Annotated in this window: 26 protein-coding genes; 18 read left to right on the top strand and 8 right to left on the bottom strand. The window is 72.7% G+C overall.

The features are described 5' to 3' along the window. The first annotated feature begins 44 nt into the window (after positions 1–44). From AB0M11_RS13905 to AB0M11_RS13885, 5 genes are all read left to right on the top strand, one after another. Positions 45–764 carry an SRPBCC domain-containing protein gene (locus tag AB0M11_RS13905; protein WP_365704828.1) on the top strand — a complete coding sequence of 240 codons (720 nt, stop codon included), beginning with the start codon at positions 45–47 and terminating at the stop codon, positions 762–764. A 256-nt stretch (positions 765–1,020) separates the two neighbouring features. Beyond that, entirely contained in the window at positions 1,021–1,809 is a 789-nt protein-coding gene (locus AB0M11_RS13900; protein ID WP_365704826.1) for an aldose 1-epimerase, read from the top strand. A 10-nt stretch (positions 1,810–1,819) separates the two neighbouring features. Next, positions 1,820–2,368, top strand: a complete 549-nt coding sequence (gene pyrE, locus AB0M11_RS13895; protein WP_365704824.1) for an orotate phosphoribosyltransferase — start codon at positions 1,820–1,822, stop codon at positions 2,366–2,368. A 198-nt stretch (positions 2,369–2,566) separates the two neighbouring features. Further along, complete coding sequence (fbaA, locus tag AB0M11_RS13890; protein ID WP_365704822.1) at positions 2,567–3,589, top strand: class II fructose-bisphosphate aldolase; 1,023 nt, start codon at positions 2,567–2,569, stop codon at positions 3,587–3,589. An 84-nt stretch (positions 3,590–3,673) separates the two neighbouring features. Further along, positions 3,674–5,149, top strand: a complete 1,476-nt coding sequence (locus AB0M11_RS13885) for an MFS transporter (protein WP_365704820.1) — start codon at positions 3,674–3,676, stop codon at positions 5,147–5,149. A 191-nt stretch (positions 5,150–5,340) separates the two neighbouring features. Here AB0M11_RS13885 and AB0M11_RS13880 read toward each other — a convergent pair whose 3' ends face one another. From AB0M11_RS13880 to AB0M11_RS13870, 3 genes are read right to left on the bottom strand one after another with little or no spacing between them, the layout of a single operon-like run. After that, positions 5,341–6,018: a hypothetical protein gene (locus AB0M11_RS13880; protein ID WP_365704818.1), complete on the bottom strand. Its 678-nt coding sequence runs from the start codon at positions 6,016–6,018 to the stop codon at positions 5,341–5,343. Next, a complete protein-coding gene (locus tag AB0M11_RS13875; RefSeq protein ID WP_365704816.1) occupies positions 6,015–7,043 on the bottom strand; it encodes a metallophosphoesterase in 1,029 nt (342 codons plus the stop codon). Before AB0M11_RS13875 ends, AB0M11_RS13880 begins: the two co-directional genes overlap by 4 nt. Next, entirely contained in the window at positions 7,040–7,543 is a 504-nt protein-coding gene (locus AB0M11_RS13870) for a cupredoxin family copper-binding protein (RefSeq protein WP_365704813.1), read from the bottom strand. The genes AB0M11_RS13875 and AB0M11_RS13870 overlap by 4 nt, the downstream gene beginning before the upstream one ends. A gap of 138 nt (positions 7,544–7,681) precedes the next feature. Here AB0M11_RS13870 and AB0M11_RS13865 point away from each other — a divergent pair, with 138 nt between their 5' ends. The 4 genes from AB0M11_RS13865 (at position 7,682) to AB0M11_RS13850 (ending at position 10,155) form a co-directional block, all read left to right on the top strand. Next, entirely contained in the window at positions 7,682–8,284 is a 603-nt protein-coding gene (locus tag AB0M11_RS13865; RefSeq protein ID WP_365704812.1) for a sigma-70 family RNA polymerase sigma factor, read from the top strand. Between the two features lie 25 nt (positions 8,285–8,309). Next, positions 8,310–9,098, top strand: coding sequence for a zf-HC2 domain-containing protein (locus tag AB0M11_RS13860; protein WP_365704810.1), 789 nt, complete (start codon positions 8,310–8,312; stop codon positions 9,096–9,098). Positions 9,099–9,331: 233 nt separating this feature from the next. Then, positions 9,332–9,760 carry an ATP-binding protein gene (locus AB0M11_RS13855; protein ID WP_365704808.1) on the top strand — a complete coding sequence of 143 codons (429 nt, stop codon included), beginning with the start codon at positions 9,332–9,334 and terminating at the stop codon, positions 9,758–9,760. Continuing rightward, complete coding sequence (locus AB0M11_RS13850; protein WP_365704806.1) at positions 9,757–10,155, top strand: hypothetical protein; 399 nt, start codon at positions 9,757–9,759, stop codon at positions 10,153–10,155. The genes AB0M11_RS13855 and AB0M11_RS13850 overlap by 4 nt, the downstream gene beginning before the upstream one ends. A gap of 7 nt (positions 10,156–10,162) precedes the next feature. On the opposite strand, the gene AB0M11_RS13845 is transcribed toward AB0M11_RS13850, so the two are convergent. Beyond that, on the bottom strand, positions 10,163–10,582 hold the full coding sequence (locus AB0M11_RS13845; protein ID WP_294005701.1) for a DUF3151 domain-containing protein: 420 nt from the start codon (positions 10,580–10,582) through the stop codon (positions 10,163–10,165). 261 nt (positions 10,583–10,843) lie between these two features. Between AB0M11_RS13845 and AB0M11_RS13840 the strand changes: the two genes are divergently transcribed. The 6 genes from AB0M11_RS13840 to AB0M11_RS13815 all read left to right on the top strand — a co-directional run bounded on the left by AB0M11_RS13840 (position 10,844) and on the right by AB0M11_RS13815 (position 17,316). Next, complete coding sequence (locus AB0M11_RS13840; RefSeq protein WP_365704804.1) at positions 10,844–11,683, top strand: tryptophan 2,3-dioxygenase family protein; 840 nt, start codon at positions 10,844–10,846, stop codon at positions 11,681–11,683. Next, the gene (kynU, locus tag AB0M11_RS13835; RefSeq protein ID WP_365704802.1) at positions 11,676–12,944 is read left to right on the top strand and encodes a kynureninase; all 1,269 of its coding nucleotides are present in this window, start codon (positions 11,676–11,678) and stop codon (positions 12,942–12,944) included. The genes AB0M11_RS13840 and kynU overlap by 8 nt, the downstream gene beginning before the upstream one ends. Positions 12,945–13,151: 207 nt before the next feature. Then, positions 13,152–14,042: an alpha/beta hydrolase gene (locus AB0M11_RS13830; protein WP_365704800.1), complete on the top strand. Its 891-nt coding sequence runs from the start codon at positions 13,152–13,154 to the stop codon at positions 14,040–14,042. 109 nt (positions 14,043–14,151) lie between these two features. Continuing rightward, complete coding sequence (locus AB0M11_RS13825; protein ID WP_365704798.1) at positions 14,152–15,519, top strand: histidine kinase; 1,368 nt, start codon at positions 14,152–14,154, stop codon at positions 15,517–15,519. Continuing rightward, complete coding sequence (locus AB0M11_RS13820) at positions 15,516–16,190, top strand: response regulator transcription factor (RefSeq protein ID WP_365704796.1); 675 nt, start codon at positions 15,516–15,518, stop codon at positions 16,188–16,190. Before AB0M11_RS13825 ends, AB0M11_RS13820 begins: the two co-directional genes overlap by 4 nt. A 274-nt stretch (positions 16,191–16,464) precedes the next feature. Next, positions 16,465–17,316: an MHYT domain-containing protein gene (locus AB0M11_RS13815; protein ID WP_365704794.1), complete on the top strand. Its 852-nt coding sequence runs from the start codon at positions 16,465–16,467 to the stop codon at positions 17,314–17,316. Positions 17,317–17,347: 31 nt separating this feature from the next. Here the strand turns inward: AB0M11_RS13815 and AB0M11_RS13810 are convergent, their stop codons facing one another. After that, positions 17,348–18,715 (bottom strand): arylsulfotransferase family protein, encoded by a 1,368-nt coding sequence (locus tag AB0M11_RS13810; RefSeq protein ID WP_365704792.1) that lies wholly within the window; start codon positions 18,713–18,715, stop codon positions 17,348–17,350. Between the two features lie 788 nt (positions 18,716–19,503). Here AB0M11_RS13810 and AB0M11_RS13805 point away from each other — a divergent pair. Then, positions 19,504–20,709: a cytochrome P450 gene (locus AB0M11_RS13805; RefSeq protein WP_365704790.1), complete on the top strand. Its 1,206-nt coding sequence runs from the start codon at positions 19,504–19,506 to the stop codon at positions 20,707–20,709. Positions 20,710–20,796: 87 nt separating this feature from the next. Continuing rightward, a complete protein-coding gene (locus AB0M11_RS13800) occupies positions 20,797–21,393 on the top strand; it encodes a Uma2 family endonuclease (RefSeq protein ID WP_365704788.1) in 597 nt (198 codons plus the stop codon). Between the two features lie 10 nt (positions 21,394–21,403). Here the strand turns inward: AB0M11_RS13800 and AB0M11_RS13795 are convergent, their stop codons facing one another. Both AB0M11_RS13795 and AB0M11_RS13790 read right to left on the bottom strand, forming a co-directional pair. Continuing rightward, entirely contained in the window at positions 21,404–22,984 is a 1,581-nt protein-coding gene (locus AB0M11_RS13795; RefSeq protein ID WP_365704786.1) for an ABC transporter permease, read from the bottom strand. Next, on the bottom strand, positions 22,981–23,877 hold the full coding sequence (locus AB0M11_RS13790; protein WP_365704783.1) for an ABC transporter ATP-binding protein: 897 nt from the start codon (positions 23,875–23,877) through the stop codon (positions 22,981–22,983). The genes AB0M11_RS13795 and AB0M11_RS13790 overlap by 4 nt, the downstream gene beginning before the upstream one ends. 75 nt (positions 23,878–23,952) lie before the next feature. On the opposite strand from AB0M11_RS13790, the gene AB0M11_RS13785 reads away from it, so the two are divergent. Then, the gene (locus AB0M11_RS13785) at positions 23,953–24,453 is read left to right on the top strand and encodes a MarR family transcriptional regulator (protein ID WP_365704781.1); all 501 of its coding nucleotides are present in this window, start codon (positions 23,953–23,955) and stop codon (positions 24,451–24,453) included. Positions 24,454–24,560: 107 nt separating this feature from the next. Here AB0M11_RS13785 and AB0M11_RS13780 read toward each other — a convergent pair whose 3' ends face one another. Next, complete coding sequence (locus tag AB0M11_RS13780) at positions 24,561–26,105, bottom strand: APC family permease (protein ID WP_365704779.1); 1,545 nt, start codon at positions 26,103–26,105, stop codon at positions 24,561–24,563. Positions 26,106–26,114 lie beyond the last annotated feature (9 nt).

Here is a 26,114-nt window from a genome sequence, read left to right as displayed (position 1 = left end):
CGGAGGGGGTGTGCCGGACCGGCTCGTGGGTAGGCTCAGTCGGCATGGAGCACCTGGTGTACGTCCCGGCCCCGGCCTCGCGGCTCAGGGAGGCGCTGGCCGACCCCGCGCGGGTCGCTCGGGCGGTCCCCGGCCTCCAGCAGGACGCGGGCGCCGCGCCCGGCACCGGCCGCCTCAAGGTCCGGATCGGCAGCCACTCGATCACCTACCGGGGTGCCCTGCGGGTCAGCGCCCACGACGACGGTTCGTACGCGGTCGACGGCGACGCCACCGAGGCCCGCGGCACCGGCACGGTGAAGCTGGCGCTCACCTTCCGCCTCGCCGACACGGACGAGGGGTGCGCGGTCTCCGTGACCGGTACGGCCTCCGCGGACGGGCGGGTGGCGGAGCTGCCGGCGGAGGCGGTGGAGTCGGCGGCGGCGAGGCTGTTGAGCCGGTTCGTGGAGGGGCTGGGGGAGGCGGCGGTGGACCGGCCGGAACCGGCCCCGATCCCGGAGACGGAGGTCCCGCCGCCGACCCTGGCGCCGGAGCCGGAGCCGGAGCCGCTCCCGGAGATCTTCGCGGAGGCGGCGCACGCCCGCCGGACGATGATCGGCCGCAGTGCGGAGGAGGTGGACCACGCGCCGCCGCGGGGCCGGTACGCACCGGTCCCGGCGCCCCAGACGGTCGCGGGCGCGTCGGCACTGAGGTGGGCCGCACCGGCGGCGGCCCTGGCACTGGCGTCAGCCATCGTGGTCACGAGGGCCCTGCGCCGCCGCCGCTGAGCTGGGCCGGGGGCAGCGACGCCGACGCCGAGTCGGACCGGGGCCCGGACACTCACCGGCGCTCACCGGGCACCGCCCGCGCCCACCCGTGCCGCCCCAGCGGCACGACTGCCCGCGGCTTGAGGGAAACAGTCGGGCAGCGCTCCGTCAGGGGCGCGGGGCTGTGTCGACATGCGGGTCCGCCGCGTGGGCGCGAGCGCCCCCCCATCCACCCGCACCCGACCTCCGACGCCCCCACCCCCGCTACTGTCGTCCCGTGAGTAACGAAGACATCACGCTGACCGCAGGCGACGTCACCCTCCGCCTGCGCCCCGGCAACGGCGGCCGGATCGCCGGTCTCGACGTCGGGGCCCTCGAACTCCTCCGCCAGGGCGACCGCTTCGGCTGCTTCCCGATGGTGCCGTGGTGCGGCCGGATCCGGGACGGCCGTTTCCTCGACGGCGCCACCGTCGTCCAGATGCCCCTCAACTCCCCGCCGCACGCCATCCACGGCACCGCCCGCGACGGCGCCTGGCGCACCGCGCGCGTCTCCGCGAGCGAGGCCGTGATCACCCGCGAACTCGGCGCCCCCTGGCCGCACCCCGCCCGCGTCACCCACGCCGTCGAGCTCGCCGAGGACTCGCTGACCCTGACGATGTCCGTGGAGACGTACGACGACTCCTTCCCGGCGCAGATCGGCTGGCACCCCTGGTTCAACCGGAACCTCGGCGGCCAGGACGTCCAGGTCGACTTCGCCCCCGCCTGGCAGGAGGAGCGCGGCGAGGACCACCTGCCCACCGGCAACCGCATCAAGCCCGAGCCCGGCCCCTGGGACGACTGTTTCGGCATGCCCGACGGCGTCGAGGTCACCCTCACCTGGCCGGGGCAGCTGGAGCTGAAGGTCGCCAGCCGCGAACAGTGGGTCGTGGTCTACGACGAACAGGAGGCGGCGGTGTGCGTGGAGCCGCAGACCGGTCCGCCGAACGGGCTGAACACGCTGCCGAGGCTGGTCACCCCCCTGGAGCCGCTCGAAGCCGCCACCACCTGGACCTGGCGTCGCCTCTAAGCTTGCTGCCATGACGGACGTACGCGGTGAGCTGCTGCAACAGATCAAGGACAAGGCCGTGGTGCACGGCAGGGTGACCCTGTCGTCGGGGCTGGAGGCCGACTACTACGTCGACCTCCGCCGCGTCACCCTCGACGGCGAGGCCGCCCCGCTGGTCGGCCAGGTGCTGCTGGACCTGACCGCGGACCTGGAGTACGACGCCGTCGGCGGGCTCACCATGGGCGCCGACCCGGTCGCCGGCGCCATGCTGCACGCGGCCGCGGCGCGGGGCCGTCGCCTGGACGCCTTCGTCGTGCGCAAGGCGGCCAAGGCGCACGGCATGCAGCGCCGGGTGGAGGGCCCGGAGATCAGCGGCCGGCGCGTCCTGGTCGTGGAGGACACCTCCACCACCGGCGGCTCCCCCCTCACCGCCGTCGAGGCCGTGCGCGAGGCCGGCGCCGAGGTCGTCGCCGTCGCCACCATCGTGGACCGCGCCACCGGCGCCGCCGAGAAGATCCAGGAGGGCGCCGGGGTGCCGTACCTGTTCGCCTTCTCGAAGGACGAACTCGGGCTGGACTGAACCCGGTCGGCGACGAGGAACGGCGACGGGGGCCGACAGCCGGTTGACGACCGGGATTGACCCGGACTTGACCGGTGCCCGGAGCATGCGTTCATGTCTGGAAAGATGGGGACGACGATGACGTCGCCCCCACACAGGTCTAGGTCAGGGCCGTAGAGAAACCGCAGTACCCGACCCGCACACCCAAGGAGCGGACAGATGCCCATCGCAACCCCCGAGGTCTACAACGAGATGCTCGACCGGGCGAAGGCAGGCAAGTTCGCCTACCCGGCCATCAACGTCACCTCGACCCAGACCCTGCACGCGGCGCTGCGCGGCTTCGCGGAGGCGGAGAGCGACGGCATCGTCCAGATCTCGACCGGCGGTGCCGAGTTCCTGGGCGGCCAGTACAAGAAGGACATGGTCTCCGGCTCGGTGGCGCTCGCCGAGTTCGCGCACATCGTCGCCGAGAAGTACCCGGTGAACGTCGCGCTGCACACGGACCACTGCCCGAAGGACAAGCTCGACGGGTACGTCCGTCCGCTGCTCGCGATCTCCGAGGAGCGGGTGAAGAACGGCCGCAACCCCCTCTTCCAGTCGCACATGTGGGACGGCTCCGCCGAGACCCTCGCCGACAACCTGGCCATCGCCCAGGAGCTGCTGGAGCAGGCCCGCCGCGCCAACATCATCCTCGAGGTCGAGATCACCCCGACCGGCGGCGAGGAGGACGGCGTCTCCCACGAGATCAACGACTCCCTCTACACCACGGTCGACGACGCGATCCGTACCGCCGAGGCGCTCGGCCTCGGTGAGAAGGGCCGCTACCTGCTCGCCGCCTCCTTCGGCAACGTGCACGGCGTCTACAAGCCGGGCAACGTCGTGCTCCGCCCCGACCTGCTGAAGGAGCTGAGCGACGGCGTGGCCGCCAAGTTCGGCAAGCAGTCGCCGTTCGACTTCGTCTTCCACGGCGGCTCCGGCTCCACCGAGCAGGAGATCCTGACCGCGCTGGAGAACGGCGTGGTGAAGATGAACCTGGACACGGACACCCAGTACGCCTTCACCCGTCCGGTCGCCGATCACATGTTCAAGAACTACGACGGCGTCCTGAAGGTCGACGGCGAGGTCGGCTCCAAGAAGACCTACGACCCGCGCACCTGGGGCAAGCTGGCCGAGGCGTCGATGGCCGCCCGGGTCGTCGAGGCCACGCAGAACCTGCGCTCCGCGGGCAACAAGATCAAGTAGGCCCGGTCACGCTCCGGACCCGGCGGTTGTCCACACAGGTCGAGCACCTGTCGACAGCGCCGGGTCCGCTGTATATCTGGACCCATGCCCGACGTCCGGCTGGCCTCCTCCCAGGGCAAGTGGATCCTGCTCACCACCGTCCTCGGCTCCAGCATGGCGATGCTGGACTCGACGGTGGTCAACGTCGCGTTGCCCCGCATCGGCGAGGACCTGGGCGCGAGCCTGTCCGCGCTCCAGTGGACGGTCAACGCGTACATGCTGACGCTGGCCGGTCTGATCCTGCTCGGCGGCTCGCTGGGTGACCGGTACGGCCGCCGGAAGGTCTTCGTGATCGGCGTCGTCTGGTTCGCGGCCGCGTCCCTGATGTGCGGCCTGGCCCCGACCGACGCCGTACTGATCGCCGCCCGCGCCCTCCAGGGCATCGGCGGCGCCCTGCTCACCCCGGGCTCGCTCGCCCTCATCCAGGCCTCCTTCCACCCCGACGACCGGGCCCGCGCGGTCGGCCTGTGGTCCGGCTTCGGCGGCATCGGCGCGGCCGTCGGCCCCTTCCTGGGCGGCTGGCTGGTGGACGGCCCCGGCTGGCGCTGGGTCTTCCTCCTCAACGTCCCGCTGGCCCTGCTCTGCGTCCCCGTCGCCCTGCGCCATGTCCCCGAGTCGGATGGGGGCACCTCCCGCGCGAGCGAAGCCGAGCGTGGGGGAGGGCGTGCCCACGGCCGCTTCGACGTCCTCGGCGCGGTGCTCGGCGCCCTGGCCCTCGGTCTGGTGACGTTCGCCCTGATCGAGGCCGGGGCCGCGGGCCTGCTCGCGGCGGCGGGCGTCGCGGCCGGCGTGGCGTTCGTGTACGTCGAGAAGCGCCGCCGGGACCCGATGCTCCCGCTGGACATCTTCGGCTCCCGCCAGTTCACGGCCCTCAACGTCGTCACCCTGTGCGTGTACGGCGCCTTCGGCGGCTACTTCTTTCTCACCGCGCTCCAACTCCAGGTGGTGGCGGGCTACTCGGCCCTGGCCGCCGGCACGGCCCTGCTCCCCACCACCGCCCTGATGCTGCTCTTCTCGGCCCGCTCGGGCGCCCTCGCCGACCGCATCGGCCCCCGCATCCCGCTCACCGTGGGCCCCCTGCTCTGTGCCGCCGCGATGCTCCTGATGCTGCGCGTCGGCGAGCACGCGGACTACCTGACCGACGTCCTTCCGGCGGTCCTGGTCCAGGGGGTCGGCATGGTCACCCTGGTGGCCCCGCTCACCGCCTCCGTCCTCGCCTCCGTGGACACGGCCCGCGCGGGCATCGCCAGCGGCATCAACAACGCGGCGGCCCGCGCCGCCGGCCTGATCGCGGTGGCGGCGCTGCCGCTGCTGGCGGGGATGGGCCCGGAGGCCTACCGCTCGCCCACGGCCTTCGACGCGGCGTTCGACCGGGCCATGCCCATCTGCGCGGGCGTCCTGGTGGTCGGCGCGGCGCTGGCCTTCGCCCTGGTACGCCGCCCGGCTCCCGGCTGCGTGCGCCCGGAGTGCCGCCGCCACGGCAACGTCACCACGCCCCCGCTGGAGGCGAGGGGCCACTGAAGGCGTCGGCGGGCCCTCGGAGGGGCGCCGGGGTGTCGACGGGCCTCCCGGAGGGTGCCGGGGTGCCGACGGCCTCCCGGAGGAGGGCCGGGTGTCGACGGCCTCCTGGAAGACGCCGGGCCTCGGCAGGCCCCCCGGAGGGGCGCCGGGTGCCGGCGGGTCCCTGGGGGAGTACCGCCGGGCGCCGGCGGTCACTGTCGGCGGTGGAGCAGGGCGGTCCGCAGGTCGGGCTCCGTGATCCGGTCGGCGGCGCGGTGGAGCGTCCAGCGGTGCGTCTCGCCGCCCTCCATGGGCATGACCTCGACGACGGTCTCCAGCGGTGGGCAGCCGGGTGCGTCACAGCGGAGCTGGCGGATCACCACGGCGGTGTCGTCGTCCAGGCCGAGCAGGACGCGCACGGTGTCCCGCAGTTCGCGCAGCCGCGGGCTCGGCCAGGCGCTACCCGGGCGTGGTTCCGGGCGCCCGGGAGGTGCCTCCGGCCGGCTGTTCGCGGCCAGGGCCGGCTGCCAGGCCGCGAGGAACAGCAGGGTGCCGGTTTCGGCGAGGAGGCTCAGGGCGGCCTCCGGCGCGGGCTGCAGACCGTGTTCGGAGAACCCGAACACGCCGACCGTGCGCGAGGCCGCGAAGCCGCCGAGGGCGCCGAGCGCGACGCCGGCCGCGGCGGCCCGCACCGGCAGGGGCGGCGTCCCCGCCGCCAGCAGGGCGGCGAGGGCGAAGGCCGCACTGGCCTGGAGGAGGAACAGCGGGCCGATGACGGGGACGAAGCGGTACCCGTGGACATACAGCAGGGCGTGGACGTATCCGCCGGCGGCGAGGGAGCCGGCCGTCGCCCACCTCAGGGCGGGGAGGAGGAGTCGTCGGCCGTTCATGCCAGCCTCCGGTCCTTGACGGCCAGCTCGCGGTCGCCCCGGCGGTAGCCGACGCTGCGGATGCCGAGCGCGTCCTTGAGCTGCCGTGCGGGGACGACCTGCGGGGTGGGGGCGGGGGCCCGGCCCGGCTTCGGCAGGGGGTAGGCGGTGGTGGTGGCGGAGTGGAAGGTGATGGTGCCCTCGGTCTTGGTGAAGAGCTGGTGGACGTGCCCGTTGAGGCAGGTGACGGAGGAGAAGCGGCGCAGCAGGGCGATGACCTTGAGGGCGTCGTCGGTGCTCCAGCCCCACTTCGGGTACATGGCGAACAGCGGGATGTGGCTGAAGACCACGACCGGGGTGTCCGAGCGCAGGCCGGCGAGGTCCTTGCGGACGAAGTCGATCTGGTCGTTGCCGAGGTGGCCGAGCTTCTCCAGGCTCAGGGTGTTGACCAGGGCGATGAAGTGCACGCCGTGGGTGTCGAAGCTGTACCAGCCGTCGCCGAGCGTGCCCGCGCCGAAGGCGCGCCGGTAGGCGCGGCCCGCGTCGCCGATGGAGTCGTGCTCACCGGGCACGGTGAAGACCCGGTCCGTCCTCAGCCTGGACATCATCTGCTTGACCTGGTCGAACTGTCCCGCCGTGGACAGGTGGGTCAGGTCGCCGCTGTGCATGACGAAGTCGGGCCGGAAGCCGAGCGAGTTGACCTGGTTCACCGCTTCGGTGAAGGAGCCGGCCACGTCCGTGTTGGCCGGGCCCTGGAACCCGATGTGGCTGTCGGAGACCTGCACGAACCGCAGCGTGCCGCTTCCCGCCGCGGCGCGACCGGCGGCACTGGTGGCTCCGGTGGCTCCGGTGGCTCCGGTGGCGGCCTCGGCGGTGGAGCCGCGGGACTCGGCGATCTGGCTGATGACCTCTCCACCGGCCACGGTCAGCACCACCGCGCCGCCGAACCACCCGGCGTGCCGCATCAGTTGGCGACGGGTCATGCCGTGCTCCCGGTCGCGCGCTCCGTCGTGACGGTCGTCGTCGTAGGCGTCGTGGTCGGTCATCGGGTCACCTCGACAGTGGCGGTCATGAAGGGATGGATGGTGCAGAGGTAGGCGTAGGTGCCGGGCCGGGTGAACGTGTAGCTGTAGGCGGCACGGGTGGCCAGGGCGGCGGATCGCAGCGGGCCGCCGGATCCTTCGCTGGTGACGGTGTGGGCGTCGGTGTCCTGGTTGGTCCAGGTCACCGTCGTGCCCACCGGCACCTTCAGCGTGGCCGGCACGAAGGCGAAGTTCTTGATCGCGACGGTGTGCCCGGCCACCGGAGTGCCCCGGCTCGGGTGACCCGTCGGCATCGGCATGCTCATGCCGGGCATCGGGGACGCGCCGGGGTGACCGGATACGGCGGCACCGGCCGCGTCGGCCGAGGAGTGCGGCGAGGGGCCGCACGAGGTGAGGAGTCCCAGCGTGCCGACGGTGGCGAGGGCGGCGAGGGCCAGCCCGGCCGCGGTGCGTGGGTGTCGGCCCGGCGTCCGGGTCTTCGGGGAGCGGTGTGTCTCGGTCACGTCTGATCCGTCCTTTGCCGTGTGGGGGTTCTTGTCCGGCTCCACGGACGGCGACGGCCGTACGGTTCGGCATATATGGGCTTTTCTGGGATTTCCTGGTTGCAGGACAAAGGCGTGCATGTGAGCGATCATCGACATATGCCCCGGAGTTTCCGAAAGCGTGAGCAAAGGGTTGATCCGGATCGCTCCGCGCGCCGTGTCTCCGGTAGAGGAACGCTGACGACCGCGGATGAGGAGCTGCTGCGCACTCTGTACGCGGAGCACGCGGGGCCCCTGTTCCACTACGTGCTGCGACTGACCTCAGGAGACCGGCAATGGGCGGAGGACGTGGTGCAGGAGACGCTGCTGCGGGCGTGGCAGCACCCCGCCGCCTTCGAGCCCGAACGCGGCCCGGCCAGGGCGTGGCTGTGCACGGTCGCCCGGCACGTGGTCATCGACGCCCACCGGGCCCGGCGGGCCAGGCCGGCCGAGGCCGGTGGCGAGGCGCTGGAGCGGGTGGCCGAGCAGGCCCCGGGCGAGGATGAGATCGAGCAGGCGCTGCAGAGCTGGGCGGTGGCCGACGCCCTGCGGGCGCTGTCCCCGGACCACCGCGCGGTGCTGCTGGAGACCTACTACCGGGGGCGGACCATGGCCCAGGCCGCGGAGGTGCTGGGCATCCCGCTGGGCACCGTGAAGTCGCGGACGTACTACGCCCTGCACGCGCTGCGGCTGGCGCTCCAGGAGCGGGGGATCGAGCCATGACCGGGAAGGGCGGGAGGTGGCGACCGTGACCGCGGAGCACGATGACCTCCGGCTGGCGCTGGGCGGATACGTCCTGGGCACACTGCCCTCGGCGGAGCGGGAACGGGTCCGTGCGCACCTCGCGGAGTGCGACGAGTGCCGGGCCGAGCACGTCCGGCTGGCGGGGCTGCCCGCGCTGCTGGCGACGGTGACCGCGGCCGAGGCCGAAGCCGTGGGCCGGACGGTTCCGGCGGCCGACGGCGAGCTGGTCGACCGGCTGGTGGCCCAGGCGGCCGGGAGCGCGCGGCCCTCCTCGCCCGCACCGTCCGCGGCGGCGGCACCAGCGCGGGCGGGTGTGGTGGAGAGCCTGCTGCAGCGGGCCGCGGACCGGCGGCGCAGGAGCCGGCGGCGGCTTCAACTGGCCGGTGCCGCCGCCTCCGTGACGTTCCTCGCGGCGGCGGTCGGCGGCACCTGGCTGGCGACGGTCGGATCCGTGACCAGTCAGGCGACGCCCCCCGGGGCGACCGCGCCGACCGCCTGGCGCACGTTCTCCGGAAGCGATCCCGCCACCGGTGTCACCGCCTCGGTGCGCGTCTACCCCTCCGCGTGGGGGAGTGTCCTGCAGGTCCACGCCAAGGGGGCGCCGGCCGGGATCACCTGCCGGCTCCAGGCCGTCGGTCCCGGTGGCACCAGGGCGGACGGCGCCACCTGGCGGGCCGGCGCATACCCGCCCGGCACCACGGTCCCGGGCGCGGTCGCGATGTCCCCGGGGGACATCCAGCACTTCGAGATCCTCACGGGCGACGGCCAGAAGCTGGTGACCGTCCGGGCGTGAGGCGCCGCAGGGCGAGTCCCGACCGGCCGGCTCCGTAGGTGAGTTGCCGTCATCCGCAACGCGATCCGCGAGGATGCCGACAAAAGGTGCGAACATCTCGAACCATCGGGCAGGTGCCGTCCGTGGAACTGAATGAGCGCACCCCCACAGGACCGGTACACCGACCCCTGCACTGTCGGCGGTCTCCCCGCCCGGTACCGGTCTCCGCACCTCCACGGAAGAGCCAGAAGACCATGTTCGTGACCGAATCGCCCGGCCTCGATGCACTGCCCGGCCGGCCTTGCCGCTACCAGGCGTTGCTGACCCTGCCCGCGCAGGAGGCGCACGTCTCCGCCGCCCGGCACTTCGCGGCCGATCTGCTGCGGACCTGGAGCGTGCCCGCGAGCCAGCGGGACTCCGCGGTCCTCATCGTCGACGAACTCGCCGCCAACGCCGCCCAGTACGGCCGCGAGCACATGACCCTGTCGCTCGCCCTCGACCACGGCACCCTGCACATCGTGGTCACCGACTCCGGCACCAGGGTGACGCGCCGCCGCCGCGACACGGCTCCCGACGAACACGGCCGCGGCACCGGCATCGTCCAGTACCTCGCCCAGTCGACCGAGGTCCACCAGACCCGCGGCGGCCGCGAGGTCCGCGCCTGCCTCAGGTGTTCCGCATGACCTGCCCTCGCGCCTACGCGGACGCCCCCGAGCTGCGCCGCGAGATGCACCGGCTGCTCGCGCTCGGGGCCGAACGCGACGGCCGCCTGGCCGGGCCGGTCACCGGCTCCCCGGCCGGATCCTCGGCCGACCCGACGGCCGCCGAACGGGCCTGGCTGCTGCGCAGGGCGGCCCTCATGGACCGGATGGCCCTGGGGGGCGGCTCCGGCCCCGCCGCGGCCGCCGCTGAGGCCGCCGAGCGGCTCGTCCGGTACGACCGCCGCCATCCCGACCTGGTGGCCGGCCCGTACCGTCCCGACCCGGTCACCCTCGCCCGCAGGCGCCTGCTGTACGTCCGCCAGGAGTACGCCGCCTGGACGGCTGCCGGGTGCCCCGGAAGCCGACCCGCCCCCTGAAACCCTGCTATCCGTGCAGCTCGGCGTACGCCTCCGCGCTGCTGTCCTTCAGGAACTGCCAGCAGCGCTCGTTCTCGTCCTTCTCGCCGATCTCGCCGGCGGCGCGGGCGAGCGCGGCGAGGCAGCGCAGGAAGCCCCGGTTGGCCCGGTGCTCCCAGGGCACGGGACCGTGTCCCTTCCACCCGGCGCGGCGCAGGGCGTCCAGCCCGCGGTGGTAGCCGGTGCGCGCGTAGGCGTACGACTCGACGACCGCGCCGCGCTCGAACGCCTCGTCGGCGAGGAGCGCCCAGGCCAGCGAGAAGGTCGGGAACTTCGCCGCCACCTCGACGGGAGCCAGCGACTCCTCGCCCAGCAGGCGGTACGCCTCTTCGTTCTCCGGCAGGTACGTCGGCTCCGGGCCGCCGAGCAGGTTCGTGTGCGTCGTCATGGCGCAAGTCTGCCACCCGCGGCCGGTGACCCGGCCAGAACACCGCCTGCGCCCGGAATCCCCCGTCCCCGGTTCCGGCGGCGTGGAGCGCTCGGCCGGCTGGGTGGTGCGGGTCGCCGGTGCGGCCGGTGTGGCCCGTGCGGCGGCGGGCGGGTCTTGCCGTGTGCGGGGTACGTTGCGGAAGATGCGGGTGGGGACCGGGGCCCCCGTGTCGGCATCGGCAGGGGCGGACCGCTACCCGGAGTACAACAGGAGACAGCGATGTCCCAAGAGGCTCTCGAGACCAACGAGCCCGAGACCCCGCATCTCGACTTCGCCGGCACGACGCCGTACGAGGACTACGTCAGGGCCGACGTGCTCACCCACCTCCAGCACACCCTCTCCGACGATCCCGGAGAGATGGTCTTCCTGGTCACCACCCAGGTGATGGAGCTGTGGTTCACCGTCATCGTGCACGAGTGGGAGACGGCCGCGGCGGCGCTGCGCGGTGACGACGTGCCCACCGCGATCGCCGCGCTGAAGCGTTCCACCCGCGAGCTGGAGGCGCTGAACGCCTCCTGGAAGCCGCTCGGCCAGCTCACCCCCGCCCAGTTCAACTCCTACCGCTCCGCTCTCGGCGAGGGCTCCGGCTTCCAGTCGGCGATGTACCGGCGGATGGAGTTCCTGCTCGGCGAGAAGTCCGCGTCCATGCTCGTCCCGCACCGCGGGGCGCCGCGGGTGCACGCGGAACTGGAGAAGGCGCTGCACGAGCCGAGTCTGTACGACGAGGTGGTGCGGCTGCTCGCGCGCCGCGGCCACGCCGTCCCGGACGCGGTGCTGCGGCGTGACGTCTCCGAGCGTTACGAGTCCGACGACGCCGTCGAGGCCGCCTGGACCGCCGTCTACTCCGGTGACGGCGACGCCGACCTCGCCCGGCTCGGCGAGGCACTGACCGACGTGGCCGAGCTGGTCTGGCGCTGGCGCAACGACCACCTGGTCGCCACCCGCCGCGCCATGGGCGCCAAGCCCGGCACCGGCGGCTCGGCCGGGGTCGCCTGGCTGGAGAAGCGCGCCCGCCGATACGTGTTCCCGGAGCTGTGGACGGCGAGGTCCCATGTCTGAGCCGAGCCTGAGGGCCCAGCAGCTGGACGCCGAGGACGACCTGGCCTGGGTCCGCGAGCGCTTCGTCCTCGACGAGGGCGTCTATCTCGACGGCAATTCCCTGGGCGCGCTGCCCGCGCACGTCCCCGGCCGCGTCGAGGACGTCGTCCGGCGGCAGTGGGGCGAGCTGCGGATCCGGTCCTGGGACGAGAGCGGCTGGTGGACGGCGCCGGAACGGATCGGCGACCGGATCGCCCCGCTGGTCGGCGCGGCGGCCGGGCAGATCGTGGTCGGCGACTCGACGAGTGTCAACGTCTTCAAGGCACTCGTGGGCGCGGTACGGCTGGCGGGGGAGGGCCGCGACGAGATCCTGGTCGACGCGACGACCTTCCCCACGGACGGCTACATCGCCGAGTCGGCGGCCCGGCTGACCGGTTGCGCGCTGCGCCCGCTCACCCCCGCCGAGGTCCCGGCGGCGCTGGGCCGGCGTACCGCCGCGGTGCTGCTCAACCACGTCGACTACCGCACCGGACGCCTGCACGACCTGCCGTCCCTGACCGCCGCGGTCCACGCGGCCGGGGCGGTGTCCGTCTGGGACCTGTGCCACAGCGCGGGCGCGCTGCCGGTGGGCCTCGACGAGCACGGGGTCGACCTGGCGGTCGGCTGCACCTACAAGTACCTGAACGGCGGCCCGGGTTCACCGGCGTACCTGTACGTCCGCCGCGAGCTGCAGGACCGCTTCGACTCCCCGCTCCCCGGCTGGAACTCCCATGCGGAGCCCTTCGGGATGCGCTCGGCGTACGAGCCGGCGGCCGGGGCGGTACGCGGCCGGGTGGGCACCCCGGACATCCTCTCCATGCTCGCGCTGGAGGCGGCACTGGAGGCCTGGGAGGGGGTGTCGGTGGCCGCCGTACGCGCCAAGTCCCTCGCCCTGACGGACTTCTTCCTGGAGTGCGTCGAGGCGTACGTCCCGGCGGGCCGCGTCACGTGCGTGACCCCGGTGGCGCACGAGGAGCGCGGCAGCCAGATCGCGCTGCGCTGCGCCGACGCCGGGGAGGTGATGAAGCGGCTGATCGAACGAGGTGTGGTCGGCGACTTCCGGCACCCTGACGTGCTCCGCTTCGGCTTCACCCCGCTGTACGTCGGTTTCGCGGACGCTGAGCGGGCGGCGCGGGTGCTGGGGGAGGTGCTGGAGGAAGTGCGGAAGGGGGTTCCAGGACCGGCACCGGAAGCGGTGCCGGGAGAGGCTGTGGGAGAGGCGACGGGCACCGCTGTCGTCTAGCGACATGACGACATAGTCATCCCCGGGCAGGGACCGGGACGGTACAGATCCGAGCAATCCTCACCGTGCGTGACAACCGCGTGTCCCCGCACGTCACCGGCCTGGTACCGTCCCGGCCAACGGCGAATTCCCCACCTGGTCCGCCACCATGTCCCCCAGGGCCCGAAAGCCTGGGAGGGGCCCCCATCGTCGCTGAGAGGTTGGAGCATGCCGGACGACGACGCAGCAGCCCGGGCCGCCGCCGAGGAGGGGTCGGCCTTCTCGCACCCGCACGTCGCGCCCGACGCCACGGCCGCGTACGGCGACCACCCCGACCAGGTGATCGACTTCTACGCACCGCGTACCGACGAGCCGTCGGCCCCGTCGGCCCCGGTTCCGCTGGTCGTGGTCCTGCACGGCGGCGCGTGGCGCGCGCCGTACGACCGCGGCCACATCACTCCGTTCGCCGACTACCTGGCCCGGCGCGGTTTCGCGGTGGCCAATGTCGAGTACCGGCGCGGCGCGACGCTCCCCGCCCAGGGCGGTACGGCCCCGGTGGCGGGCCGCTGGCCGGACACCTTCGACGACGTGGCGGCGGCGCTGGACGCCCTGCCGACCCTGGTCCGGGAGGCGGTGCCGCGGGCCGACCTGCGCCGTACGGTGCTCACCGGACACTCGGCGGGCGGTCACCTGGCGCTGTGGGCGGCGGCCCGGCACGTCCTGCCGGCGGACGCCGCGTGGCGTACCTCGGGACCGGCGCCGCTGCGGGGCGTGGTGGCCCTGGCCCCGATCGCCGACTTCGCGATGGCCGAGAAGCTGGACGTCTGTGGCAACGCGGCGCTGCAACTCCTGGGCGGGGAAGAGAAGTTCACCGAGCGGCAGCGGTACGCCGACCCGGCGCTGCTGCTCCCGACCGGCATCGCGACCACCCTGGTCCAGGGCCGCACGGACGTGGTCGTCCCGCAGGCGGTCGCCGAGTCCTACGCGGACGCGGCGGCCAAGGCGGGCGAGGTGGTGGGGCTGACGCTCCTGGAGGACGTCGGTCACTTCCCGCTCATCGACCCGGCGGCGGACGCGTGCGCGGTGGTGGCCGAGGAGATCGCCCAACTGGCCTGGTGAGAACCGCCCCTGAGGTCTCCTCAGCCACCCGTAGTACCTGAGAGGGATGCCCGAGGACCCGCCTCACTGGTGACGACGGCCACCCCCGCCTGCGCCTACGGTCGGGTACGTGACCGAGACGATCCCTTCGCAGCCGACGCCGCCGCAGCCGCCGGACGGCGCGTTCGAACCGTACAAGCCGCGCAGCCCGGAGCTCCGGGCGGTGCTGGACGCCCTGGGCAGGTTGCGGCAGGACCTGTTCCAGGGCGCCTTCGCCTACCGGCCGTTGCCGCCGCTGAGCACCGAGCGTCCGTCCGCCCGTCTGCTGCCCGGCCGGCTGCGCGCGTACGCGGCCTGGTCCCCGCATGCCGCGGTGGTCGCGGCCGGCGTGCTGGCGCTGCTGATGACCCTCGGGGACCGGCAGTCGGAGGGGTCCGTCGTGGCCCTGCTGTCCGGGCTGCTCGTGCTGGCGTCGGTGCTGCTCACGCTGGCGCGTCCGGTCGCCGCCTTCTGGCTGTCCCTCGCGGCGACCTGGCTCGGTACCGTGCTGGGCAGCGCCTGGGAGGAGTGGCCGTGGGCGCCGGGCACCTTCCTCTCCCACCTGACGGTGCTCACGGTCGTCGCGATCCGTACCCGTCCCCGCACGGCGGGCTGGATGTGGGCGATCACCGCGTTCTACGGCTTCCTGAGCGTCTCGGCCCTGGGCGGGGGCCACTTCGGCAACGACGTCGGCTCGATGCTGGTCGTCTCCGCGATAGTCCTGCTGGCGGTCACCGTCCGGCAGACCCGCCGGGAGGCCGAGCAGACGGTGACCGCGCAGCAGACGCAGACGGCACACGAGCGTTCCCGGCGCACGCTCCTGGAGGAGCGCACGACGATCGCCCGCGAACTGCACGACGTGGTCGCCCACCACATGTCCGTCGTCGCCATCCAGGCGGAGGCCGCCCCCTACCGGGTGGAGAACCCGCCGCCGGAGCTGGAGAAGGCGTTCGTCACCATCCGGGAGAACGCGGTGGCGGCGCTCACCGAACTGCGCCGTGTGCTGGGCGTGGTGCGCGCCCAGGACTACGAGGTGCCGGAGGCCCCGCAGCCCACCCTCGCCGACCTGGACGGGCTGCTGGACAACGTGCGGGAGGCGGGGCTGCCCGTCGACAAGGGGGTGACCGGCGCGGTGCGTGAACTCCCGCAGGGCGTCGAGCTGTCGGCGTACCGGATCGTCCAGGAGGCGCTCAGCAACACCCTGCGCCACGCGCCGGGAGCGAGCGCCCGCGTCGAGATCGGCTACGTCATCGGCGGCCTGGGCCTGCGCATAGTCAACAGCCCGCCGCCGCGGCCCGCCCTCGTCGAACCGTCCCCGGGCGCCGGTCACGGCATCACCGGGATGCGGGAGCGGGTCTCCATGCTGAACGGCCAGATGACCGCGGCCCCCACCGCCGAGGGCGGCTACGAGGTGACGGTCTTCCTCCCCGTCGCCACCACCGGCGAGGGTGACGCATGACCGACCCCACCATCCGCGTACTGATCGCCGACGACCAGATGATGGTGCGCGAGGGCTTCTCGGTCCTGCTGAACGCGATGCCGGACATCGCGGTCGTCGGTGAGGCGGTCAACGGCCGTGAGGCGGTGGACCGGGTCCGTGAACTCGCCCCCGACGTGGTCCTGATGGACATCCGCATGCCCGAGCTGAACGGCATCGAGGCGACGCGCGAGATCGTCGCCGCCGGCACCCCGTCGAAGGTCCTCGTCCTGACCACCTTCGACCTGGACGAATACGTCTACCAGGCCCTGCGCGCGGGAGCCTCCGGCTTCCTCCTCAAGGACGCCTCGGCCCGCCAGCTCGCGGACGGCGTCCGGGTGGTGGCCGCCGGCGAGGCGTTGCTGGCGCCGTCGGTCACCAGACGTCTGATCACGGAGTTCTCCAAACTCTCCGACACCCCGCGCCTGATGCCGACGGCGTACGCGGCCTACGGCGACCTCACCGACCGCGAGACGGAGGTCCTGGTCCTCATCGCCCAGGGCCTGTCCAACGCGGAGATGGCGGAACGCCTCGTGGTGGCGGAGTCGACCATCAAGACCCACGTCAGCCGGATCCTGGTGAAGCTGGGCCTCAGGGACCGCACCCAGGCGGCGGTGTTCGCGTACGAGGCACGGCTGGTGACGCCGAAGTAGCGGGCCGGCGGGGCGTCGGCGGGGCGTCGGCGGGGTGCCGCACACGCCACCCGCACTGGCGAGGCGTTGTTGCGATTCGATCGCGGGCGGTACAGGTGTGGACACAGTGCGCTCAAGTTGTGTTTGAATGGTGAAGAGAATCGGCCAGGTGGCCGATTCTCGTCATCACCGTCCCCGTGACCCCCTGCTGAGCGACTCCCGCTTTCCCCGGCGGGAGCCGTCGCCGTCCCCTTCTGTGCCCCCGTCCCCGTTTCGCGTGAGGAAAGTTGCCGCGATGACCGCTGACGTGTCCGAGTTCCACTATGGCCTGGTCACCCCGATAGCCGCCTACCTCATGGCGTGCCTGGGTGCCGTGCTGGCGCTGCGCTGCACGACCCGCTCGATCGGCCGCGGGCGGGGGGAGAAACGTTTCGGCTGGCTCGCCCTCGGGGCGGTCTCCCTCGGCTGCGGCATCTGGACGATGCACTTCATCGCGATGATCGGCTTCAGCGTGGACGGCGCCCTGGTCAGCTACGACGCCGGCCGGACGGTGCTGAGCCTGGTCGTGTGCATCGCGGTGGTGGCCGGCGGTGTCTTCCTCGTCGGCTACCGGGGCTCGGGCCCCGTCACCCTGGGCACCGCGGGCGTCCTCACCGGTCTCGGCGTGGCGGCGATGCACTACCTCGGCATGACCGCGATGGACACCGGCGGCACCGTGCACTACGACACCGCGCTCGTCGTCCTCTCCGTGCTGATCGCCGTGGTCGCCGCGACCGCCGCGCTCTGGGCCGCCGTCTCGATCAGCGCGGTCTGGGCGACCGTCGGCGCCAGCCTGGTGATGGGCGCGGCCGTGTCGACCATGCACTACACCGGCATGTCCGCGGTGAGCGTGCACGTCGTCCAGGCGCAGGCGGGCGGCCAGTCCTCGACGAGCCTGCTCGCCTTCCTCCTGGTCATGCTGGCCGGCCCGGTGGCGGCGCTGATCCTGGCCGCGGCGGTCGTCATGTTCGACCCGGAGGTGGTGGGCGGCCGACGCGACCAGACCGCCGCGGAGGCCCCGGCCCCCGCCTTCCCCCTGCCCCAGCAGCAGCCCTGGCCCACCACCGACCGCCCGCACCCTCTGACGGACCGGCGCTACACGTCCTGACCCGTTCGGCCGAGCCGCGGCCCTCGCACGGTCACGACCCGCGCACGGTCACGACGCGGGACCTCCCGAGCACCCTGCCCCGCGCGTCCAGGGCATCCACCCGGAAATACGGTCCGCGGGCCTTCGTGGCGACAGCTGTCTCGAACCCGGTACGCGGGGCGTGCCGGACCACGACCGACAGGGAGCGGGGATCGGGCCCGGCGAGCAGCCGCCATGCCCTGGTCTGCGTCGAACCGTTCCAGGAGGCGTGGACGACGCTCCCTCCGCCACCGGCCCGTGCCACGGCGGCCGGGGGGTAGTACGGGGTGCCGGTCCACTCCTCCCGGAACGCCCGGTACGAGATGTCGGAGCCCGGCATCCGCGCGTCGTAGAGCAGGTTCCGTGCGGCGGTGCTCTGGGTGTTCCCCGCACCCGCGTACTCGGAGTAGTACGGGCTCTGCCCCCACCCGATGAACGCGTCGCCATTGGGAAGCGCCTGGGTGTTTCCCTGGGTCGGTGACTCCAGCGGCGGCTGGTGGTAGTAGGTCCTGTCCACGGCCGCTCTCCGGCGGCGGAAGTCGAGGTTCAGGACCAGGCCGTGCGAGACCTGTTCGGGAGCGCCGTCGGGCAGGTCGCAGCAGCCGTCGTCGAACATGCTGATCCGGTCTCCCGGCCGGTAGCGGGCGTCGTGCTGCCAGTAGAAGTCCGCGCCGGGGCCGAAGGTGAAGTCGCTCTTCTTGCCGCCGATCTGATAGCGGATCCGCCCGGTCGCCTTGGCGATGTCGTACACCGCCCACATGTTCCGGGCCGAGACCAGCAGCCGGCCGTCAGGGCCCTCGTCGACGGAGTTGATGTGGAAGGCGTCCCACACGCCGTCGGACGACGACGCGCTGGAGACCGGTTCCTCGGAGTCCGCGGGATCGAGGTGGTCCAGCGCGTTCCACGAGAAGAGCAGCCTGCCCGTGGCGAGGTCGACCTCCTGGACCTCGCTGTTCTCGATGGAGCCGTTCCTCGGACCTCCGTAGGGCGTGAGGTCCACGGGCACGGGCCTGGACGCGATGAACAGCGCGGTACCCCTGCGGGTCAGGGTGAACTCGTGTTCGTCCGGGTAGTAGCCGTGCCGCGCGAAGACCGTGTTCAGCAGGCGGTAGTGCCTGTCGTAGATGTAGTAGCACCCACCCGGTTCCGGGGCGCCCGCCGGCAGGTTCGTGTACCAGGGCGGCAGGGCGAGGCTGCCCTGCCACCACGTCAGTACCGGTTGCCCCCGGCCGCCGCGGGCGTCGTAGTACCTCTGCACCTTGAAGTCGGCGTTCTGCAGGTTCGTCGAGGGAAGCGGGCGGAACCAGACCGGATCGCCGGAGTTGTCGTTGATCAGCGCCCCGGTCTGGCCGATCATCTGTTCCGCGCTGAACGGGGCCACGAAGACGCCTCCGCGAGCCGTCCCCGGTCTGTTCGCGGTCACGGTCACCCGCATGGGGTGGAGGTCCGGCCTGGAGACGAAGCTCCACACCTCACTGCCCGAGAGGACGGGCGGCGGAGTGCTCTGCGAGGGCGGGAAGGGCTTTGTCGCGCACAGACCGGACGAGGGTCCGTCCGGACTCGCCGCAGCCGGGGGCACGCAGCTCGCGACCACACACCCGGCGGCGAGGACGCAGGCCGCGACGGCACGGCCGATCCGACGTCGTGAGCGGCGGGGCCGCGGGCGCAGCGTTGCCATTGCCGACCTCCGGAACGATCAGAACGAGGAGCTTCCCGGGGGACGGTAGGCGAGCAGGGAGTCCCGGCCTGCGCGAAAGCCCTTCAAGTGGACCGTTCGGCGGACGCGCTCTCACCCGGACAGGCGGCTGATCCGCACGCCGCCGCCAGGTCAGCCGGCGTCCGGCACGAGCAGGTCCTCCGCCTCGCGCGCGGGCACCGCCCGCTGCGCCCAGCTCTCCAGTTGTGCCAGGTCGGTACGGGCCCCCACGTCTGCCAGCCCCCCACGGGTCCGAGCGGGCACGGACGAGGGTGAGTCCGCTGCCGCCCTGCTCTTCGTCACCGTCGTCGGACATCTTCAACTCGCCCGGAAAGACCGGGGCTCGGGGTCCGCGTCCCACTCGCCGACCCGCGGCGCCCCGCCCGACCGCCGCACCCGCGGGGCCGTCGCCGCGGTGGTGAGGGGTGAGACGGCCCTGGTCAGAAGGGGGGCCGGCGGTCTACCGTCCGTGCATGGCAGCCTTCGACCCGTGGGATCCGGACTTCCTGGCCGATCCGTACCCCTCCTACGCCGAGCTCCGTGCCCGGGGCCGGGTGCAGTACTTCGAGCCCACGAACCAGTGGCTGGTTCCGCACCACGCCGACGTCTCGGCGCTGCTGCGGGACCGGCGGCTGGGGCGGACGTACCAGCACCGGTTCACGCACGAGGAGTTCGGGCGGACCGCGCCCCCGCCGGAGCACGAGCCGTTCCACACGCTCAACGACCACGGCATGCTGGACCTCGAACCGCCGGACCACACCCGCATCCGCCGCCTGGTGTCGAAGGCGTTCACCCCGCGTACGGTCGAGCGGCTCAGGCCGTACGTGGCGCGGCTCGCCGGCGAGCTGGTCGACGGGCTGGTGGCGAAGGGCGGCGGCGACCTGCTCAAGGATGTCGCCGAGCCCCTCCCCGTCGCCGTCATCGCCGAGATGCTGGGCATCCCGGAGGCGGACCGCGCTCCGCTGCGGCCCTGGTCGGCCGACATCTGCGGGATGTACGAGCTGAACCCGTCGGAGGCGACGGCCGCTCGGGCGGTGCGGGCGTCCGTCGAGTTCTCCGACTACCTGCGGGAGCTGATCGCCGAGCGGCGCGAGGAACCCGGCGACGACCTGATCTCGGGGCTCATCGAGGCGCACGACGAGGGCGACCGGCTCACCGAGCAGGAGATGATCGCCACCGCCGTCCTCCTGCTGAACGCAGGCCACGAGGCCACCGTCAACGCCACGGTCAACGGCTGGTACGCCCTCTTCCGCAACCCCGCCCAGCTCGCCGCCCTGCGCGCCGACCACTCCCTGGTCCCGACCGCGATCGAGGAGCTGATGCGCTACGACACCCCGCTCCAGCTCTTCGAACGCTGGGTGCTGGACGAGATCGAGATCGACGGGACGACGATCCCGCGCGGTGCGGAGATCGCCATGCTCTTCGGCTCCGCCAATCACGACCCGGCGGTGTTCCAGGACCCCCACCGCCTGGACCTCGCCCGCCGCGACAACCCGCACATCTCCTTCAGCGCCGGCATCCACTACTGCATCGGCGCCCCGCTGGCCCGGATCGAGCTGGCCGCGTCCATGACGGCCCTGCTGCAGCGGGCGCCGGCCCTGACCCTGGCGGCGGAGCCGCGACGGAAGCCGAACTTCGTGATCCGGGGGCTGGAGGGGTTGAGCGTGGAGGTGGGGTGATCACCCGTTCGGATGATCGAGTGGTGATCACGGCCGGTGGGCATCGACGGCTCGGCAAGCTGGTGCGTGCCTGCGAAGGGGGGCACCATGACGGTCATGGCGCAGCACACGTCTCAGATGTCCGTGGAGGAGTTCGAGGAGCTTGCTGCCCACGTGGCCAAAAGGTTCGACGCCGTCAGGTTGGAGTTCATCAACGGACGGGTCGGGATCAAGGGCATGACGGACGGCAACCACAGCGAAGTCATCCGGTGGCTGCAAGAGTGCTTCCTCCTGGCAGGTTCGGGCCTGTGGCTGTACGGGGGCGGTGAGCTGGGTCTGCGGATCGAGAAGTACCGCAAGGGCCGGGCGTTGCCGGACGCCGTTCTCGCGCCGCGGGGAACCTTCGCCGGGAAGGGGGACTGGACCGACACGCAGGGTGTGGTGATGACCGTCGAGGTCACGTCGTACGACGCGGACACTCACCGCCGGGATCGGGAGGAGAAGCCCGCCGGGTACGCCGACGCCAAGATCCCCTTCTACCTGCTGATCGACCGCGACGACTGCTCGGTCACCCTGTACAGCGATCCGGCCCCGAGTGAGGGCTACCGCAGTGCGGTGAAAAAGGCCTTCGGCGCGAAGCTTTCCTTGCCCGAGCCTCTCGGTATCGAACTCGATACCGAGGAGCTCAAGCAGTACGTCGACTGAGCGGCTGCTGTCAGCCGATCATGTCCCGGCGTCTCAGTCCCGCCAGCCCCGCCCCCGCCAGCACCACCGCCAGCCCGGTCAGGGTCGCCACCGGCCCCCACTCCATCCCGCCGCCCGGCAGCTTCGGGAGGTGGCCGAAGGGGGAGAGGTCCAGGACGGGGCGGGGGGCGTTCAGGGCCGGGCCGACCCAGCCGATCAGAAGGGCAGCCACCGCCACGCCCCAGGAGGCGGGGGCGCAGAAGCGAGGCGCGACGCCGTACAGCAGCACCGCCACCCCGCCGACCACCCACACTGCCGGGAGCTGCACCAGGCAGGCGCCGATGATCGGGCCCACCTCCTTGCCGTAGCCGACCGCGAAGCCCGCCGCGGCCAGCAGCATGATCAGGGCCGCGCCGACGAACGCGATCGTCAGATGGCCGGCCGCCCAGCGCAGGCGGCTCACCGGGGCGGCCAGCAGGGGCTCGGCGCGGCCCGAGGTCTCCTCGGCGTTCAGCCGGAGGACCGACGTCACGACGTACAGCGCGGCGATCAGGCCCAGCATGCCGACCATCGAGGCGAGGAACGCGTCCGTCAGCCCGCTCTGGCCGCCCATGCGTTCGAAGATCTGGCGGGCGTTCTTGTTGTCGCCCACCAGGTCGGCCGCGCCCTCCGTCAGGCCCCCGTAGACCACGCCGGCCAGGAAGAAGCCGAGCGACCAGCCGAGCACAACGCCCCGCTGGAGCCGCCAGGCCAGGGCGGCGGCGGAGCCGAGGCGGCCGGTGGCCGGGCCGGGGCGGGCGGGGAAGAAGCTCATGCCGAGGTCGCGGCGGGCCGCCAGCGCGTACGCCGCGAGTCCCTGTCCCAGCACCGCCGCCGCGAACAGCAGGAGCACCCACCAGCGTTCGGCGGCGAAGGGGCGCAGGTTCTCCAGCCAGCCCAGCGGGGAGAGCCACGTCCACACCGACCCGCCGTCGGCCGTCGCGGAGTCGCCCGCCGCGCGGAGCACGAAGGCCGCGCCCAGGACGGCGGCCGTGAGGCCCCGCGCCAGGCGGGCGCTCTCGGTGAGCTGGGCGACGATCGCGGCCGTCGTCGCGAAGACCATGCCGGTCGCGGCCAGGCCGAGGCCGAAGGAGAGCGCGCCGGCGGCGCCCTGACCCGCCAGGCCCGCGGTGACGAGCAGGGCCACCACGCCGTTGGCCACGGCCGCCGCCAGCAGGGCCGCGGTCAGTGCGGCCCGGCGGCCCACCGCACCGGACGCCACGAGTTCCGCGCGGCCGCTCTCCTCCTCGTCGCGGGTGTGCCGTACGACGACGAGCAGGCTGGTCGCGGCCGCGAGGAGCCCGGCGTACACGCCCACCCGCCAGGCCGTCAGGGCGCCGAGCGAGGTGTCGTGGAGCGGGCCGATCAGCGCGCGGAAGGCGGCGTTGGTCCGCACCTGGCGGAGCAGGTCGGCGCGTTCGGCGTGCGTGCCGTACAGGGTCCGCAGCGTGCCCGGCATGGAGAGGACCATCAGCGCGTTCACCGCGATCCACACCGGGGTCGTCACCCGGTCGCGGCGGAGCGCGAAGCGCAGCAGGGTGCCGGTGCCGGTGAGGCCGGAGAGGGGCGTCATCGGACGGCCGCCTCGTCCTGGTAGTGGCGCAGGAAGAGCTCCTCCAGGGTCGGCGGCGTGGAGGTGAGGGAGCGGACGCCGGTCTCCGACAGCGCGCGGAGTACGGCGGTGAGCTGGTCGCCGTCCACCTGGAGACGGATCCGGCGGCCCTGGACGTCCAGGTCGTGGACGCCGGGCAGGTGCGCCAACCCGTCGGGCGGACCGGCGAGTTCGGCGGTCACGCTGGTACGGGTGAGGTGGCGCAGGTCGGCCAGGGAACCGGACTCGACGGTCCGGCCGGCCCGGATGATGCTGACGCGGTCGCAGAGTTCCTCGACCTCGCTCAGGATGTGCGAGGAGAGGAGGACCGTACGGCCGCGGTCGCGCTCCTCCTCCACGCAGCGCTGGAAGACCTCCTCCATCAGGGGGTCGAGCCCGGAGGTCGGTTCGTCGAGGATCAGCAGGTCGACGTCGGAGGCGAAGGCGGCCACCAGGGCGACCTTCTGCCGGTTGCCCTTCGAGTACGTGCGGCCCTTTTTCGTCGGGTCGAGTTCGAAGCGGTCGAGCAGGTCGGCCCGGCGGCGGGCGTCGAGGCCCCCGCGGAGGCGGCCGTAGAGGTCGATGACCTCGCCTCCGGAGAGGTTGCGCCAGAGGGTCACGTCGCCGGGGACGTAGGCGATCCGGCGGTGCACCTCCACGGCGTCCGCCCAGGGGTCGCGGTCGAGGATCCGCGCGGTCCCCGAGTCGGCGCGCAGCAGGCCCAGCAGCACCCGGATCGCGGTCGACTTCCCGGCGCCGTTGGGACCGAGGAACCCGTGCACCTCGCCTGCCTCGACGGCCAGGTCGAGGCCGTCCAGGGCGTGGGTGCGGCCGAAGGACTTGTGCAGCCCGGCGACCGTGATGGCCTTCGTCATGGCGCCGAACGTACGCTTCTTTCAGAAATTTGTGAAGATACGGAAGTCCCTGAAAGCTCCGCTAGGGTGGAACCCATGACGGATACAGCCGGCGGCCGGGACGCGGAGGCCGTGTCGAAGTTCGTCGAGTCCTTCGCGGCGCAGCTCGTCGAGGCCGGGATGCAGCGCATGCCCGCGCGGGTCTTCGCCGCCCTGCTCTCCTCCGACGAGGGCGCGCTGACCTCCGCCGAGCTGGGCGAGCTGCTGCGGATCAGCCCCGCGGCGGTGTCCGGGGCGGTGCGGTACCTGACGCTGACGCACATGGTGTCGCGCGAGCGGGAGCCCGGGTCGCGGCGGGAGCGGTACCGGGTGCACGGCGACCAGTGGTACGAGGCCCTCACCAACCGGGAAGCCGTGATCAAGCGCTGGGAGTCCGCCCTGCGGGAGGGCGTCGCCGGCCTCGGCCCCGACACCCCGGCGGGGCGGCGGATGGCCGAGACACTGGCGTTCTTCGAGTTCGTGGACGAGGAGATCGTGAAGATGATGGAGCGCTGGCGGGAGCGCCGGGAGAAGCAGTTCGGCGACGAGCGCCGATAGGGGCGCGGGGAACCGCGCGCTCGGCCACGACGCTCCCGCGGGTACGCACTCACCTGCGGGCCGGTGGTGGGCTGGTCGCGCAGTTCCCCGCGCCCCTTACGGGGCGCTCAGCGCTCCCTCGTCTCCTCCAGTACCGTCCGCCCCAGCAGCGCGTACCGTTCCGGCGACCGGCGCTTGAGGTACTGCGCGTAGCCGACGCCCGTCGCCGCGACCAGCGCCACCAGCCAGGGCGTCGCCTTCAGCAGCAGCGAGCCGGACTCGGAGCCCGCCGCCGCGCCCATGTTGGAGACCAGCAGGGCGACCACGCCGAGCATCGCGACGCCGCCGACGAGCGGGGCGGTGAAGGTCCGGAACCAGTGGCGGCTCTCGGGGTGGTTGCGGCGGAAGTAGACCAGCACCGCGAACGAGCAGACCGCCTGCACGACCAGGATCGCCATGGTGCCGAGGATGGCCAGGAGCACGTACAGGGCGTTGTACGGGTCCTTGCCCGCGATCCAGAACGCGGCGATCAGGACCGCGGAGATCACCGTCTGGACCAGGCCCGCGACGTGCGGGGAGCCGTGCCGGGCGTGGGTGCGGCCGATGGTGTGCTGCAGCTTCGGCAGCACGCCCTCCCGGCCCAGCGCGTACATGTAGCGGGCGGCGCAGTTGTGGAAGGCCATGCCGCAGGCGAGCGAGCCGGTGATCATCAGCCACTGCATGAGGACGACCGCCCAGTGGCCGACGTAGTGCTCGGTCGGGTCGAAGAAGAGCGCGAGCGGGTTCGCGGAGGAGGCGGCCTTGACGGCCTCCGCCTCGCCGTTGCCGGTGATGGCCATCCAGGAGACGAAGACGTAGAAGACGCCGACGCCGAGGACCGAGATCATCGTCGCCTTGGGGATGATCCTCTTCGGGTCGCGGGACTCCTCGCCGTACATCGCCGTGGACTCGAAGCCGACCCAGGACCAGAAGGCGAAGAAGAGGCCGAGGCCGGCCGAGGTGCCCTTGAAGGCGTTGACGGGGTTGACCGGGCCGAAGGTGAAGCCGTGCGGGCCGCCGCCGTGCAGGGCGACCGAGATCGCCATCGCCGCGAGGACGGTCACCTCGGTGCCGAGCAGGACGACGAGGAGCTTCTCGGCGACGCTGACGCCGAACCAGGTGCCGGTCGCGTTGACGGCGAGCATCAGGATCGCGAACGCCCACCACGGGACGTCCAGCCCGGTCTGGTCCTTGAGCGTCGTGTTGGCGAAGACCGAGAAGATGCCGATCAGCGCCGGTTCGAAGACGACGTACGCGAAGGTGGCGAGCAGCCCCGAGGCCAGGCCCGCGGTGCGGCCCAGGCCGTAGGAGATGAAGCCGTAGAAGGCGCCCGTCGAGGTGATGTGCTTCGCCATCGAGGTGAAGCCGACGGAAAAGATTGCCAGGACGACCATTGCGACGAGGTAGCTCGCCGGGGCGCCGATGCCGTTGCCCGACGACACCATGAAGGGCACGTTGCCGGTCATCGCGGTGATCGGCGCGGCGGTCGCGACGGCCATGAAGACCACGCCGAGCAACCCGATCGCGTTCGGCTTCAGCCGGTGGACCGTGCCGTCTGCGCCGGTCCCTCCGGATGTCCCGGCCGTCTTCCCGCCGTCTCTCGTCGCCGGGGCGACTCCCTCGTCCACTGCCATCCGGATGGC

The organism is Streptomyces sp. NPDC051987, assembly GCF_040680735.1.
Taxonomy (GTDB): domain Bacteria; phylum Actinomycetota; class Actinomycetes; order Streptomycetales; family Streptomycetaceae; genus Streptomyces.
Note: the sequence above shows the minus strand (reverse complement) of the source record. Positions and strands in the feature narration are given on the sequence as shown.